This is a genomic window from Psychrobacter sp. NZS113, assembly GCF_015864825.1.
In the GTDB taxonomy this organism is placed as follows: Bacteria; Pseudomonadota; Gammaproteobacteria; order Pseudomonadales; family Moraxellaceae; genus Psychrobacter.
Map to the genome: position 1 here is coordinate 301600 of NZ_JADYWL010000001.1, position 15040 is coordinate 316639.

General features: G+C 42.7%; 13 protein-coding genes. 8 read left to right on the plus strand and 5 right to left on the minus strand.

Annotation, left to right across the window (positions count from 1 at the left end):
• The first annotated feature begins 208 nt into the window (after window positions 1-208).
• Together ybaK and I6E61_RS01305 are read left to right on the plus strand one after the other, a co-directional pair.
• The gene (gene ybaK / locus I6E61_RS01300) at window positions 209-697 is read left to right on the plus strand and encodes a Cys-tRNA(Pro) deacylase (RefSeq protein WP_197128786.1); all 489 of its coding nucleotides are present in this window, start codon (window positions 209-211) and stop codon (window positions 695-697) included.
• A 102-nt stretch (window positions 698-799) separates the two neighbouring features.
• Complete coding sequence (locus I6E61_RS01305; RefSeq protein ID WP_197128788.1) at window positions 800-1174, plus strand: 5-carboxymethyl-2-hydroxymuconate Delta-isomerase; 375 nt, start codon at window positions 800-802, stop codon at window positions 1172-1174.
• A 113-nt stretch (window positions 1175-1287) separates the two neighbouring features.
• Here the strand turns inward: I6E61_RS01305 and I6E61_RS01310 are convergent, their stop codons facing one another.
• Entirely contained in the window at window positions 1288-3108 is a 1821-nt protein-coding gene (locus I6E61_RS01310; protein ID WP_197128790.1) for an acyl-CoA dehydrogenase C-terminal domain-containing protein, read from the minus strand.
• Between the two features lie 416 nt (window positions 3109-3524).
• On the opposite strand from I6E61_RS01310, the gene I6E61_RS01315 reads away from it, so the two are divergent.
• Complete coding sequence (locus I6E61_RS01315) at window positions 3525-4652, plus strand: FUSC family protein (protein WP_197128792.1); 1128 nt, start codon at window positions 3525-3527, stop codon at window positions 4650-4652.
• Between the two features lie 84 nt (window positions 4653-4736).
• On the opposite strand, the gene aroE is transcribed toward I6E61_RS01315, so the two are convergent.
• Window positions 4737-5597: a shikimate dehydrogenase gene (aroE, locus tag I6E61_RS01320; RefSeq protein ID WP_197128794.1), complete on the minus strand. Its 861-nt coding sequence runs from the start codon at window positions 5595-5597 to the stop codon at window positions 4737-4739.
• A 479-nt stretch (window positions 5598-6076) separates the two neighbouring features.
• Here aroE and I6E61_RS01325 point away from each other — a divergent pair, with 479 nt between their 5' ends.
• On the plus strand, window positions 6077-6745 hold the full coding sequence (locus tag I6E61_RS01325; protein ID WP_197128796.1) for a hypothetical protein: 669 nt from the start codon (window positions 6077-6079) through the stop codon (window positions 6743-6745).
• A gap of 3 nt (window positions 6746-6748) precedes the next feature.
• Complete coding sequence (locus tag I6E61_RS01330) at window positions 6749-7741, plus strand: aminotransferase class IV (RefSeq protein WP_197128798.1); 993 nt, start codon at window positions 6749-6751, stop codon at window positions 7739-7741.
• A 3-nt stretch (window positions 7742-7744) separates the two neighbouring features.
• On the opposite strand, the gene I6E61_RS01335 is transcribed toward I6E61_RS01330, so the two are convergent.
• On the minus strand, window positions 7745-7933 hold the full coding sequence (locus I6E61_RS01335; protein WP_197128800.1) for a DpnD/PcfM family protein: 189 nt from the start codon (window positions 7931-7933) through the stop codon (window positions 7745-7747).
• Between the two features lie 153 nt (window positions 7934-8086).
• On the opposite strand from I6E61_RS01335, the gene I6E61_RS01340 reads away from it, so the two are divergent.
• Window positions 8087-8653, plus strand: a complete 567-nt coding sequence (locus tag I6E61_RS01340) for a hypothetical protein (RefSeq protein ID WP_197128802.1) — start codon at window positions 8087-8089, stop codon at window positions 8651-8653.
• Here the strand turns inward: I6E61_RS01340 and I6E61_RS01345 are convergent.
• Window positions 8645-9409: a DpnI domain-containing protein gene (locus tag I6E61_RS01345; RefSeq protein WP_197128804.1), complete on the minus strand. Its 765-nt coding sequence runs from the start codon at window positions 9407-9409 to the stop codon at window positions 8645-8647. The two genes, I6E61_RS01340 and I6E61_RS01345, sit on opposite strands and share 9 nt — an antisense overlap.
• A 170-nt stretch (window positions 9410-9579) precedes the next feature.
• Between I6E61_RS01345 and mltG the strand changes: the two genes are divergently transcribed.
• Together mltG and tmk are read left to right on the plus strand one after the other, a co-directional pair.
• Window positions 9580-10860, plus strand: a complete 1281-nt coding sequence (gene mltG, locus I6E61_RS01350) for an endolytic transglycosylase MltG (protein ID WP_197128805.1) — start codon at window positions 9580-9582, stop codon at window positions 10858-10860.
• 88 nt (window positions 10861-10948) lie between these two features.
• Window positions 10949-11650 carry a dTMP kinase gene (gene tmk / locus I6E61_RS01355; RefSeq protein ID WP_197128806.1) on the plus strand — a complete coding sequence of 234 codons (702 nt, stop codon included), beginning with the start codon at window positions 10949-10951 and terminating at the stop codon, window positions 11648-11650.
• A gap of 200 nt (window positions 11651-11850) precedes the next feature.
• On the opposite strand, the gene I6E61_RS01360 is transcribed toward tmk, so the two are convergent.
• Window positions 11851-14172 (minus strand): sodium:proton antiporter, encoded by a 2322-nt coding sequence (locus tag I6E61_RS01360; protein WP_227685617.1) that lies wholly within the window; start codon window positions 14170-14172, stop codon window positions 11851-11853.
• Window positions 14173-15040: the final 868 nt, after the last annotated feature.

Sequence of the window (15040 nt, forward strand, 5' to 3'; positions counted from 1 at the left end):
GCCATAAAAGCCATCAAAGCGATATATAGTGTCTGTATATACTGCTAATATTCATACGGGCTGTTTACCAGCTGGTGATTTACCGACATACTGGATGTACTTAATTGTTTGAAAGTTAAGGTCTTTAGCATAGTAATATAGTGGTATAAAATACGATAAATACTATCTCTCTCTACTCAAAAACTTCACTTAACGATATGAAAATATTATGACTCCAGCGATCAATCTTGCTAAAAAACGTGGCCTTGACTACCAATTACATGAATATACTCATGACAGTAATGCGGTCTCTTTTGGCTTAGAAGCTGCCGAAAAACTCGGTGTAGATGTAGCACAAGTTTTCAAGACCTTGGTAGTAGCGACCGAAATAGGTACGCTAGCTGTTGCTATTTTGCCAGTAGACAAGACTTTAAACTTTAAAAAAATGGCCAAAGCTTTATCCTCTAATAAAGTACTGCCCTGCAAAAAAGTACAAATGGCAGATCCCAAGCAAGTAGAGCGTAGCACAGGCTATGTACTGGGCGGTGTCAGCCCACTAGGACAAAAGAAACGCTTAGCGACTATCATAGATAGCTCGGCTGAAGCGCATACAACGATGTATGTGAGTGGCGGTCGCCGTGGTTTGGAGATTGAGCTGCCACCTCTGCAATTGGCTGCCACTCTATCGGCACTTTTTAGTAACATTACTGATGATTAAAAAGCATTGTCGCTGATATCAAATAAGTTTATCCTTTTGAATGTTCAACAGACTCTGATCATTTAAGTCCTACCTTTACCCATACTCTATAAGGATATATTCATGCCACATTTAACTCTGCAAGTGACACCCAATGTCAGTGTTCCTCACGAAGAATCATTGCTTAAATCTTTGAATAAAGCCCTATGGGATACCGGACATTTTGGTAAACCAACAGATATCAAAGCTCGCATCGTACCTATTAAGACGTTTCTAGTGGGAGTTGAGGATGATGAGCAAGCAAATGGCATGGTTTATGCGAATCTGAAAATGATGGCTGGTCGTGATATTGCTACGCGCAATCAACTTGCTGAGCTATTGATGACAACGATAGAGGAGCAGCTAAGCGCAGAGCAGTCAGGGCGAGCAGCACTGCAAGTGTGTGTGGAAGTGGAAGAGCTTAGTGCGGTATATCACAAAAAAATGCTAGGTAGCTAGAAATTGGCTATCGGTTAATTTTTTTTAGTTTGAGAGCACTGATTTTCATCAACCACAAAAAAAGCGCCTATATCTAGGCGCTTTTTTATGTGTCATCTATTAACTTTTTAATCTTAATCTAGGAAAGCAAAGCTTTCGATTGGCATTGTCATCATGCTTTCGCTTGGTGCAACCATACCTTCGGCGTGACCTGAGGTACGTGGTAACAGCTTATCAAAGTAGAATTCTGCCGTTTGGATTTTGGCTTTATAGAACTCTGGGGCTTCTACGCCGCCGTTTTTGAGTTTGTCATGAGCCACTGCTGCCATACGTGCCCAGTGGTAACCCATCATTACATAGCCTGAGTACATTAAGAAATCGTCCGATGCTGCAGAGATGATTTCACGATCTTTACGTGCCATTAGCATTAAGCGTACGGTCAAAGTATTCCACTCAGCACATAGCTTGGTTAGTGCCCAAACAAATTTACGCATGTCTTTGTCTAGCGCATATTCACCACACCATTTCATAATGCTAGATGTGTAGTCGCGAATAATTTTACCTTTTGACTGCAAAATCACTTTACGGCCTAACAAATCTAACGCCTGAATACCGGTGGTGCCTTCATACATGGTGGCAATACGGGCATCACGAGCAATCAGCTCCATACCCCATTCTTTAATATAGCCGTGACCACCGTAAATTTGCTGACCATGTTTGGCTGCTTCAATACCAAGCTCAGTCAAAAAGCCTTTTAGAATTGGCGTGTAGAAGCCAAGCTTGTCATCCCATTTTTCGAACTCTTCGTCATCACCATTAATGATGCCTTGCGCCATTTTGTCCGCATAGCGTGCTGAATGATAAATCATTGAGCGGCCGCCTTCGGCAAAGGCTTTTTGAGTCAATAGCATGCGGCGTACATCGGCATGATTGATAATGGCATCAGCCACTTTTTCAGGCTCTTTAGTGCCTGATAGCGCACGCATAGAACGGCGATCTATTGCATAAGGTAGGGCGTTTTGGAATGACAGTTCAGTATGTGCCAAACCTTGGATACCAGTACCGATACGTGCCGTGTTCATAAAGGTGAACATGGCTTTCAGGCCTTTGTTCGGCTCACCAATTAGGTAACCGACCGCATCATCAAAGTTTAGGACACACGTTGCTGATGAGTTGATACCCATTTTGTGTTCAATAGAACCACAAGTGACGCCATTACGCTCGCCAATCTCGCCTTCTGCATTTGGCAAGAATTTTGGTACGATAAATAGTGAGATACCGCGAGTACCTTCTGGTGCATTTGGTAGGCGCGCTAGTACAATATGCACAATGTTTTCTGTTAAATCATGCTCACCGCTTGAGATAAAGATTTTGGTGCCGCCAAGCTTATAAGTACCGTCTTCTTGCGGAATAGCTTTAGACTTAACCTGACCCAAATCGGTACCACATTGTGGCTCAGTCAAGCACATGGTGCCAGCCCAAGAGCCTTCAACCAATTTATGCAAGTAGGTCTCTTTTTGCTCATCAGTACCGTACTGCAATATGGTGTTGATACAACCTGTTGATAGACCAGGATACATTGCCCAAGGCCAATTAGCCGTACCAATCATTTCAGCTTTAATTAGGTTTAACGACGTTGGTAAGTTCATACCACCGTATTCTTCTGGGTAAGAAATACCTTGCCAGCCGCCTTCGACGAACTGGTCATAGGCATCTTTAAAACCTTTAGGCGTAGTCACCACACCATTATCAAAATGACAGCCTTCTGCATCAGCCGGTTGATAAAGAGGGGCAAGTACGTTTTCGGCAAAGTCAGCCATGCCTTGCAAAATCATATCGATTGTTTCAGGGTCAGCATTTTCGCCATTGTCTAAATCTTTATAATGCGTTTGAAAGTCAAAAACATCATTTATCAAAAACTTGATATCACGTAAAGGCGCTTTGTAAGTTAACATAGGTGCTCTCTTTAATTTGTTGATGTCGATTTATAAGTGAGATATGCGTTAAATATAAGTGTGTTCAGAAATGGGTTGGTTAAGGCGGTTTCTTTGATGCTGTTATTAGCTGATATGTTCTATTTAATAATGGGCAGTGGTGTATAATTTTTCTTATTATAAATCTTCTTTAGCAATAAATATATGTTTCATAACTAATATTCATAAATAATAAAAATTAATATAAAAATTAGTTATTGATATAAAGGATTTGTTTAAGGTTAATCAAGTATTTCCTATATGTTTATACATTTAATATTTTGTTAGATGTTCAGAATTACCAACACTCAGATTTACCAGCATTAAGAATATCATCACATACTTATTAACCGCCATTGTGTTAATAACGTTACGTTATTTTGTAAGGACAGGGTCTTATGGTTGACTCCAAACCAATGTCGTCGCTCAAGCGATGGTTCGCTATTTTTAAAGTTTTTATTGCGAACTTTATTAACAGTGAGCTAACACACTTAACGACAGTCAATAAAAGCCGTCGGCCGTGGCACATCCCGCTTTTTTCTGCGACTACCATCAGTTTTCCTGTCTTTGTCAGCGCTTATTTTGATGCATTGTCTGCAGGAATTATCAGCTCCTTAGGTGCAATGGTGATTCTGAATTTGCCCTTAGTTGGCAAGCTGCCATATCGTTTGGTCACTGTGATGGCTTGGGGCTTTGGTATGTCGCTATGCTTTGCGCTCGGTCTGATGGCGCAGCAGATTCCTATTTTGATATTCCCCATCTTTGTACTGATATCTTTGAGTGTGGTTCTGTTTAGCCGCTATTATCAGCAGCCACCACCGGGTGGGCTATTTATTATGATGGCAGGCGCTATCGCGTTATTTATGCCTATCACACTTGCTCAGCTACCACATACCATTGGTCTTATCATGCTCGGTAGTGCATTCGCAGTGCTGATGGCATTGCCATACTCTTTGTTTTTATTACTGACACGTGAGTGTAAACCTGCGCCAATCTATACTTATCAGGAAGATACCATTAGTGAAAGTGTGATTGTGGCAGGGTTTGTGACGTTGTCTTTGTCCATTGCAGTGATGCTGAATATGTCTCACCCTTATTGGGCGGCAGTTAGTTGTTTTATTATTATTCAAGGCATTCATCTGCGTACGATATGGATTAAGCAAGCACACCGTTTGCTTGGGACATTGGTGGGTGCAGGGCTGGCCAGCTGGATGATGTCGTGGGGGTTGTCGGTATGGGGCGTGGCTGCTTCAGTGTTGATGATGATTCTGTGTATTGAATCCTTGGTTGACCGTCATTATGGTTTAGCCGTGATATTTATCACACCGCTGACCATATTTATTGCTGAATATGGCAGTGGTGTACCGCTAGTGGAGCAGGCGTATAAACATGTGACCTACGTACGTTTGGTGGATACCGCCATTGGTTGTATGGTGGCTCTGGCTGGCGGCGTGGTGATGCATTCTACCAATTTACGTGTGCCATTACGGCGTATGGAAAACTGGCTACTGGCACGTTTTGGATAAGAGCTAGATAAGAACTCGATAAGAGAAAGGCGTATAAATTGAATTTATACGCCTTTTTTACTGGTAGAGCCTGTGTCTGTTAGCTTAACGACCATTTAGGGCCTTTGTGGCTTGCGTCACATCAACGGTATGACCCGTCCAACGCTCAAAGCTTAAGGCGGCTTGCCCAATCAGCATGCCATAACCCTCTGATATCTGCGCGTCACGTGCCGCAAAATGCTGTAAGAATGGTAGCGTGCGACCGTACATCATGTCGTAAGCATAATGGCAGTTTAAGTCATTATCTAGTGGCAAGGTATCACCTGACAGACCGATAGAAGTGGCATTAATAATGATATCAAATTGTCCGGTCAATTCACTGGTCGCACAAGTTTCGATACTATGTTTACCGATAGTTTCACTCGCGGTACTTAGCTCATCTACTAAATTGGTCGCCTTACTCAGTGTACGATTAGCAATGGTTAATGCCCCGATACCTGCTTGAATCAATGGCAATACCACGCCTCGCGCCGCACCGCCTGCACCAATGAGTGCCACACGCGCACCTTTTAATGGCCAGCCTAAGCTCGTGATATGATTGACGAGACCTTGACCATCAGTATTGTCACCATAGAGTGCATCAGCGATTGGTGTACCACTCTCTAATAATGCTTTATTCAACAGTAGCGTATTGACTGCACCTGCAACTTTGGCATGCTCAGACAGACCGCCACGCGCCACGCAGCAGTCATAAGCGATTTGCTTAAATGGCACCGTCACGTTGGCACCGACACCGCCACCATGAAAAAACGCTTCGACCACTGCGGTAAAACTGGCAGCATCGTCAGGGCAATACTGGCGTTGGTAGCTGATATCAATAGCTGCTTGCTCTGCAAATAGCGTATGGATTTCAGGGGATTTACTGTGGGCAATAGGATTGCCAATAACGATAAAATGCTGGGTCATATATGGTCCGCGAGCTATAAGAGGCAAAAAAGCATTAATAAGAGAGTCGTTGGAGCGCTATTATCATAAGGGATAACACGAAGTTTGACAAACCGAGGCTTTCGTGAATAAATGCTTGAATAGATGGCATTTTTTTATGCGTTAGGTATTTAACAAATATGTACTCTCTAGGAGTGTTATCCGTAACGTAAAGGGTAGTCAAGTATCAAGCAGTTGGGTAAACTATATGACACGCCCTATATAGTCATTCCACTATAAAAGTATGACAGCGTTAACCTCGCTTGAAGTATCACATATATATCTACACTCGTTTGCCTTGTACTACTTTTAAATTGAATCGACTATAGTGGTTATTACATTATAAAAAATTGGCTTTGAAAACGTGAAGCCATAAAAAAACATTATTCATTAGCAGCGGCATATTTGCTTGCTCGCTAATATTCTTTTGAGATCAATCTGAAAGTGTGAGTAAATTGCCCATGTGGAATAATAGCCTACAGACCTTTTTGGCCAGTACGATAATGGCAGTTGGTGTGTCGTTGAGTGGCTGTAATAGCAATACAGATAATGACCAAAGTGTCGATGCAGGAGCCAGTGAGCAGGCAGTCACTGATACGACTTCAGCAGATGATAGCGCTGCAACGAATACTGAGGTAGAAGCTGGAACAGCTCAGCAAGGCACACAAGTAAAGTATGACGTCTCGGCATGGGGCAACGAAAGTGTCAAATCAATCAACGTCGGTGACTTGGATGGTATCCAGTCGACCTTTGGTAAAGTTTTGAGCACTGATGAAAACAGCTTGGACTATGCCAGTAATCCGGCTGCCAAGTATCGTTTTATGGATACTGAAGCGCCTTACTTAGACATCATTGATTCTGAAAAGTATCTGGAGCTGGGTTGGTATTTTGCGAATCCTACCGACTCTGATGAAGAAAAAGAGCTGAGTCAAAATCATGCCAAAAAAGCGTATCAGCTTGCACGCAAGTTGATGGGTGATGAGGGCGGTAATCTCGTGGCTGATATGCTAAATGTACAAATTATCAAAAACAAAACCATCGGTGGTCAGAAAGTAGAGCTGGCAAAATGTGAGTTCTATAGTTGTATGCTGGTCATCAATAAAGCAGATGCCCAAACAGATAATAGCTAACTCATGATAGATACGACGTCAGTGCCGAACGGCTGGGTATGTCTATACCCACAAGACAATAAGGTGATCGAAGATAATAGGGCGATTGACCCAACGGTAACGATGTCTCTAGATAATCGCGGACTGGCATACGCTGATGGGTTCTTTACTACTATGGGCGTCATCGATGGGCAAATATTGTGGTCAGACTATCATTATCAGCGGCTTGTCTCTCATGCTAATGCGTTGCAGCTAAATATAAATAGCGAAGAGCTATTAGCAGTACTGCAATTGTACGCCCAGCAATTACAGCAAGGGATGCTCAAACTGGTAGTAACCCGCGCTACGCAGGATGTGCGCGGTTATGGTTATACACCTAGTGCAAATGGCAGCGACTGTGAGATGTGGCTAAAGGCTACGACCATGAGAGTCACTACGGCGCTGCAATTGTCTTTGCCCGATGGGAGCTTGGTACCCATCCAACCTAATGCCTCTGCAATATGTTTGTCCTCTCAGATTGCTTGCTTACCGCCACCGCTGGCAGGTCTCAAAAGCCTCAGTCGTTTAGATAATGTCCTCGCTAGTGGTGAGCTACAGCGTATAAAATCTGAGCCATTGGCATCTAAAATTGCTTCAAAACTTAGTGAAGGACTGCTGCGCGATATGAGCGGGCAGTGGGTTGAGGGTACGATGAGCAATGTATTCTATCAATTGTCAGAAGCACCACTATCAGAATCCGAAACCACTTCTAGCGCTCATAAAGATAATGAAAATTACCTAATCACTGGCCAGTGGTATACGCCGTCTATGGCTCAATCGGGCGTTGCTGGCGTTATGCGGCAAGTGATTATCGATGCTTTATCAAATACGGAATATCCAGTTGTGACAAGGTCGCTACAAGATGAAGACTTACCCAAACTAACGCAGGTTTTCTTTTGCAATGCATTACGTGGCATCATGCCAATGAATAGTCTGACATTATTATCTAGTGAGGTTGTGGATTTTCAATCCGTTTAGCTATTATTGAAAAATATTAACTTTGGTATCGATAAAATCATCAGAATATAAAACCACTTGCTCATTTCTATACATCTCTTGCGCTTTCAAAAGCGCACTTTGTTTATCTTCTGCAACCACTTCTATAAGAGCACTCATCGTCTCAACAATCTCTATTTGAAATTTTCGCGCTGCTTTCTCATCTTTTTTCATCGTATTCACTTTCATTTCTCACAAATAACTTCAGTTATCAATGCCAACTAGATTAGCAAAAGTGCTCAAAAGAAGTGATCGTCTTTTGTTACGTGGTCTTGTGTCTTAAAGCAAATCGATCAATGATCCGGTTTTTTAAAAGGATAAAATCGCATGCGCTCAGTCTATGAAGAAACTAGGATTCCGCTACAAATTCGTCGCTTGATGGTTTTTGATGAAATTTGCCAACTGGCTAAAAGTAAGCCTGATGAAATTGTGCATTTATCACCTTATACCCAATTATCATTTGGTGTGATGTATTTACTAGACTTTAAAAGGTTTTTAGCCTTTGGTGGTATGTTCGAGTATGCGTACACGCGAGAGGAGGTTATTGAGCAGCGTATTTCAGTTATCCCTAATGATGAGCTAGTGATGTGTGCATTGACAGTCAACTTAAAAGCTTTTACCAAGCCTGCTCGCAATGCAGTTGGGCTTTTATGGCAGTGGAATGATTATGTGAAAAATAGAATGCATGCTTACGTTGATTATAGTGAAGAGCATTTTTTCAAAATTAATGATGAGACTGATTGGAATTACCCAGCGCATAAGTTTCATCAGCGCCTTGTTGCCACTGCAAGATTACCGCTATGGGATGATAGAGATGAGCTAATTGCCGATGTATACCGTGATAAAAAAGGAAAGCCGAGACCTGAGCGCTACAACGAGAAGCGATTAGTATAACTTTCGATAATGACCACGGCTCACAAATTCAATAATGCCTTTATCACGTAGTATCTGTAGCTGCTGACGGATTTTATCTGGAATATATTTGTTTTCGGGATGTTTAAATTTTAACTCGTCAGCAAAACCATAAACTTGCTTTAGCGAAAAATTAGTATCGAGTCTATCGATACATTGCCAGATATCTAGTGTCCAACCACGAGACGCAACAGACTGTTTTCGTAAAAACAAGGTTTTTTGAAATTGCTGGCTGACATCTTCGCGTGGTATGACTTGCTGATTTTTGACCAAAAACACTTTGCCTGATTCTGGTACTTGGCGCAAGTCGATATTACAGCCGACCCAACCTGCGCGTTTGGCAGTCGCTGATAACGGCTTACGCTTGATAATAATATCTGGCTTAAAGAACTGCTTAGGAATAATTAGAAAGTTATTGACGGTATATTCTTTTGAGTACGTCAGGAAGAAAAAATTGGGATTGTCTGCACTATTGATGCGTTCAATCATCGTCTTATAAGCACCATCGTTAATGATGTTACTTAATTTGGATTTTTTACTTTTTAGCTCATATTGCTCACTACAATGTGCACAATAAAAATCAGCGACAGGTTTGCCGTTCGTAAATTCTGATAATGGTTGGGTATTACAGTTAGGGCAGTAGCTATTGGTTGCGACCCAGTTTTCACTTAATACCCGAATTATTTGACTAGGTGATTTATAATTTTTGGCAAGACTTTGATTAAAATGTAGGTTCATAGGATGTTTTCATTCTTGATAGATAAGCTCAGAATACTGAAAAAAGGGTATGAGTATTAAGCCATATAAATGAGCATCAATAGCAAGATAATTCATAAGCTAAGCAAATACCATTGAAAATCGCACGGTTCAGTGCTAAATTCTAGCAAACATCTGCCTCGCGAGTTGCCATGAGCACACCTACACCTGAAACGCCTCCTGAACGTCCTAATAATGAGCCATCTAATAAAAAAGATAGCAGCGTTGAGGAGCGTGTCGATACCACACTACCAGACTCGCAGCCGGTAGTGGATAAGGTGGAGGATAAGCCCGCGACCAATGTCTCACTGATCAGCGGAGAGAGTAAGCCGCGCCAATATAGAGTGGACAATCAATCGTTCTTTATGCAGCGTGGTTATCAGGTATTGCTCGTGCTTGGGCTGATTGCTGCTTTTTTCTTAGTGATGGTCTATCAGACATTGTTTGGACGTATCGAGCAGCCCGCAAAAAAGGTCACGATTGAGCAGGGTCAGACCTACTATGGTCTACTGCCGCAGTGGCAACAGCAGATTCCGCTGTTTTCTGCCAGTGTGGCCAAGCTTTATATCAAGTCGCAAGTCGATGCACCATTACATTCGGGCATTTACCAGTTACCAGAAAATCCTACTATTGCCGAAGCGTTGCAAGTGCTAGCACAAGGTGCAAAAGCAGCGATGGTAAAGGTACAAATCATCGAAGGCAAAACCTCTAAAGACCTATATCAGACACTACGTGATAATAATGGTATCAAAAAAGAAGTACTGACTGCTGATAGCGACAATGCCAGTATTGCCAAAGCGTTGGAGTTAGATGGCATCTTGCCAGCATCGGTCATCAATGACAGTGATCCTATCGTCAATCACAATCTCGAAGGGTGGTTTGCCCCTGATACTTATTATTATGGTGAGGATACCACTGATAAGCAGGTACTGACGGATTTGTATAAGCGTCAGCAGCAAGCGTTGACCGAAGCGTGGGAAGGTCGCGCGCCTAACTTACCTTATAGCACACCTTATGAGGCGTTGGTGATGGCTTCTATTATCGAAAAAGAAACCAGCGTGGCAGAAGAGCGTCCGTTGGTGTCGGCGGTATTTAGAAACCGTCTGAATCAAGGCATGCGTATGCAAACTGATCCGACCATTATCTACGGTATGGGCAGTCGCTATGACGGCAATATTCGCCGCAAAGACATCAATGAAAAAACGTCTTATAATACCTATCAAATTGATGGCCTGCCACCAACACCAATCGCGCTACCATCAGCGGCTTCTATCGAAGCAACTTTGCACCCTGCAGACAGCGAAGCATTATATTTTGTAGCGACTGGTACAGGTGGGCACAAATTCACCAATAGTCTGGCGGCACACAATCAAGCGGTAAAAGACTATCTAAAAGTCATGCGCGAAAAGAAAGCACAAGCAGCATCACAGTAAATTAGTCCGTCTCTCTTTTAAAACCTATCATTTACTGAGCGCTATGTAATTATCTACATAACGCTCATCAATGACACAAGGTCATATCATGTCAGCACCTATGCAAGACCATCTATCTCAAACAACCTCATCCAACGAAATCCATGACACCATGCCCAATCAAGGACGTTTTATCAGTTTTGAAGGTACAGAGGGTGTAGGGAAAACCACAGCAATTGAACAACTCTGCCTGCGATTAGAGGACAGTGGCATCCAGTATCTGCGCACCCGTGAGCCAGGTGGCAGTCCATTTGCAGAGCGTTTACGAGAGATATTATTAGATCCTGCGACCGATATTAATGATGATACAGAGCTGTTGCTACTATTTGCCGCCCGATGTGATCATCTACAGCAAGTGATTATACCCGCGCTACAACGTGGCACATGGGTGATATGTGACCGTTTTACTGATTCAACCATTGCGTATCAAGGCTTTGGTCGTGCGCATGGCGATGAGGCAGTACGAGCCAAGATTGATGCGCTCATCGAGCAGTTTGTGCCACAACTGCCCGAGCTAACATTATGGTTGGACTTACCAGTATTAGAGGGTATGGCACGCGCCAACAAGCGCAGCGCTGCAGATCGTTTTGAGCAGCAAGCGACCGATTTTTTTACTTGGGTACATACAGGTTTTGATGGACTTGCCACCCAGTATCCTGAGCGCATACAGCGTATTGATGCATCAGGCAATGCCGATGAAGTAGGTGTGCGAATATGGATGACGGTACAAGATAAGTTGGATATTAAATAGCCGTCCGATTAAGAAAATTCTGAGATTCCAGATTTTGACGATTGACCACAGTAGGGCGATTATCAAAATCGTCACCATAAAAAGCCCCAACATTACGTTGGGGCTTTTGTTTTTTTTGAACCATTAATACAGTCGGTAAATAGCCACGCAAAAAGTGGTCATCATTACTTATTTACTGGCTATTTTCTAACTATTTACTATTACTTCTCTTTATTATTTACTTCGTTATCTACCTTGCTTTCTAAACTCGTCGATTTTGCATCCTGAGCAGTGTCGATGTCAGAACTGTTGGCATTGTCTTGACCAGAGTCAGGTAAGCGACTTGGATCAAGCGCGCCTTTCTTGGTCTTAGGTGCATTACCATTACCGTTGGTATTGCTACTGGTAGATGTCTTAGTTTTGGAGATAGCGGTTGAGTTCGCTGACATTACCCCTTTATTAGCAGACTCGTCTTTTGGTTCGACAATTTTGTCATTAGTCGTTGCTGGCGACGTTGAAGAGTCTTTAGATTCAGCATCGTTGCTTGAATGACTTGATGAATCGCTCATGGTGTTTTGCTCAGTGCTTTTCTGCTCAGCGCCTTTTTCTTTGTCGTTATCCGTCGCTTGCTCGGCTGCATCAGTATTCTCATCGCTCAGCTCTTTTTCCTTGCGTTTTTCTGGTGCTTTTGAGCTGGACTCAAAGTTGGCATCTGCTGCCATACGCGCTTGCTCTTGCTTAGGTGTCACATCTACTGGCTTTGGCTGCACTTCATCCTCTACCACTAGTGAGATAAGCTTACGATCGCGCGGTACGATGCCATCGAACTTATCGGTAATGACGTGCAACTTGCCTTCTTTGTCTATGGTATAGAGCGGGACAAATTGCTTGTTATCCGCTTTATATTGTTCAAAGGTATAGCTATCCGTGATGTTGGTAATCTTGATACGTGCCTTTTTCGACAGCATGCTGGCAAGCTTGGTATAAGTCGCATCTTTGCCAAACAGCCACTGTGACTGAAAGCTCGACTGCTTGTCTTCACGTTCGCTTTTGACTTTTTCATCACTGAATTTGAGACGGTACAATTTACGCTCACCGAATTCATGACGATAATGAATCTCGGACAAGGTATTCATTTCTTTATCCATACTCATGGCAAATAGACGACCAATACCGATAAGATCAAGGTTATGATCGGCATGGTCAGAGATGGGATTGCCAAAATAAGTACGCAAACCGCTCATGCGTGCACGGGCAATATTGGTATAGTTATTATGCGCAACGATGACATCAAAGCCTTGGTCTTTTAGCGACGTGGCTATCAATAGTGCGATAGGGTTTGAACCAACGATAAGAATACCGTTGGTCTCAGGCTCACGGACGCCAAGCAAGTTGCCGACCACTTTTGAGCCCAAGCCCTGAATCATAACGGTACCTATGATGACCATAAATACCAAGGGCACGAGTAGCTCAACACCTTGAATATCATACTCTTGCAAACGAATGGCAAACAGTGAGGAGATAGCCGCCGCGACGATACCACGTGGGCCAATCCAACTGATCATCAGCTTTTCATTTGTCTTGAGGTTTGAGCCGATAGCCGATGCCCAAACAGACAATGGGCGCGCCACGAACATCACGATGGCGAGCAGCAGCAAACCTGCAAAGCCCACACTCATTAAGCTTGCCAGTTCTACCCGTGCCGCAAGAATAATAAAGAGCACCGAAATCAGTAGAATAGTTAAAGATTCATTGAATTCTAGAATGGTCTCACGTGGGAATTTTGGCCAGTTTGCCAATGCCACGCCTAATACCGTAACGGTCAATAGACCAGACTCATGCTCTAAATGGTTCGATATTGAGAACAGAACCAAGACAAAGGCAAGGGTAAAGACATTGCGTAAAAACTCAGGAATCATATGGCGGCGCATGAGGAACGCGAGTACCCAAGCACCCGCCATACCCATTGCAGTCGCTAATACGACGATTTTAGCAAACAATAATATACTGCTGGCTTCACCGCCAGAGATAATATATTCATAGACCAATACCACCGCAATGGCGCCGATTGGATCAATGATGATACCTTCCCATTTCAGAATGTTAGATATCGTCTTATTCGGGCGCACACTACGCAGTAACGGCATGATGACCGTTGGGCCAGTTACGCAAACCAGCGCACCGAATAGCAAGGCGATCAGTGGATCGACGTCAAATAATAGATATGTCGATAACGCGACGATAGCGATGGTAATAAGCACGCCGACCGATACCAGCATTTGTACAACGGTACCGTGTTGTTTAATCTCATCGAACTCTAAAGTCAGTGACCCTTCAAAGAGAATAATCGCCACGCCCAAAGAGATGAAAGGGAACATCAGCTCCCCCAATACCAAATCGGGATCGAAGATGCCTAGCACTGGGCCGACGATAATACCAATCAGTAATAAAAATAAAATGGACGGCTGCTTTAAATACCAAGCCAACCATTGGGCGGCAATGCCAATCCCAACCACGCCAGATAATAATAGGGCGGTATCCATAAATTGATCCTTTTATAATCTTGTCATATTTTATATCTATCAATCGCTTTTTAGCGCTTGCCCATAGAGTAACTGCCATAAGACAGTGTCATAAATAGTTTGATGCCATACTCTATAGAGGCACGTTTTACAAAATCTGAGCGACAACAATGGCTAAGTGACAATAATGACAACGATGGTAATAATGACAGTCATCATGAATCACAACGTGAGCCAGATATGATATATATACTATAAAGTAATAAAGACAAACGCATTCCTAGACGAATAACACCCATTCCAAGAAATACAATTAGCAGTGTCGACAGTGCTTATTCTACAAGCTTAGCTTACTAGCGGTAGTACTTACCCTTGTTTTGCTGCTATGCAAATTTTTAGAAATGGTATAAGCGCCTCTAGATATGCAAAAGATGAAAAATAAGGGTGATGATAGCCAATGCTATAAATATATAGTCCGTAATGATTATGGCTATTAACCTGCGTTTTTTATAAAGTTATTAGGCTTGCCATCATAACATGGTTTTATTTCCTACTTACTAGGACCGACCTTATCACGATACAGTTTACCCATTATGAAACGGTTACATCTTCAACTTTGCTGACTATATAGAGGTATTGCTTGTATTCGGCTATCTTGTATCGATATTATAGTGGGTTGATTATAATAGTGAGCAGCCACAATAGGGTGCAGAACCATTATGAAATAACCTTACATTGGGTTATCCTGAATTATCAGAGCGATGGCAAGATAATGTGATGGTTTATTAATCATACAGTAGCGGCATTTATCGTGCACGTAGCTTGTATCGCGAATCTACTATAAAAAGTTGCAGCAATGATTGCAATACAGAGGCAGCAACATATACAT

Coding starts and splice junctions, on each gene's coding strand:
- I6E61_RS01310 (WP_197128790.1), bottom strand. CDS start 3,108: ATGTTAACTTACAAAGCGCCTTTACGTGATATCAAGTTTTTGATAAAT.
- I6E61_RS01325 (WP_197128796.1), top strand. CDS start 6,077: ATGTGGAATAATAGCCTACAGACCTTTTTGGCCAGTACGATAATGGCA.
- tmk (WP_197128806.1), top strand. CDS start 10,949: ATGTCAGCACCTATGCAAGACCATCTATCTCAAACAACCTCATCCAAC.
- I6E61_RS01335 (WP_197128800.1), bottom strand. CDS start 7,933: ATGAAAAAAGATGAGAAAGCAGCGCGAAAATTTCAAATAGAGATTGTT.
- I6E61_RS01360 (WP_227685617.1), bottom strand. CDS start 14,172: ATGGATACCGCCCTATTATTATCTGGCGTGGTTGGGATTGGCATTGCC.
- mltG (WP_197128805.1), top strand. CDS start 9,580: ATGAGCACACCTACACCTGAAACGCCTCCTGAACGTCCTAATAATGAG.
- I6E61_RS01340 (WP_197128802.1), top strand. CDS start 8,087: ATGCGCTCAGTCTATGAAGAAACTAGGATTCCGCTACAAATTCGTCGC.
- I6E61_RS01330 (WP_197128798.1), top strand. CDS start 6,749: ATGATAGATACGACGTCAGTGCCGAACGGCTGGGTATGTCTATACCCA.
- aroE (WP_197128794.1), bottom strand. CDS start 5,597: ATGACCCAGCATTTTATCGTTATTGGCAATCCTATTGCCCACAGTAAA.
- I6E61_RS01315 (WP_197128792.1), top strand. CDS start 3,525: ATGGTTGACTCCAAACCAATGTCGTCGCTCAAGCGATGGTTCGCTATT.
- I6E61_RS01305 (WP_197128788.1), top strand. CDS start 800: ATGCCACATTTAACTCTGCAAGTGACACCCAATGTCAGTGTTCCTCAC.
- I6E61_RS01345 (WP_197128804.1), bottom strand. CDS start 9,409: ATGAACCTACATTTTAATCAAAGTCTTGCCAAAAATTATAAATCACCT.
- ybaK (WP_197128786.1), top strand. CDS start 209: ATGACTCCAGCGATCAATCTTGCTAAAAAACGTGGCCTTGACTACCAA.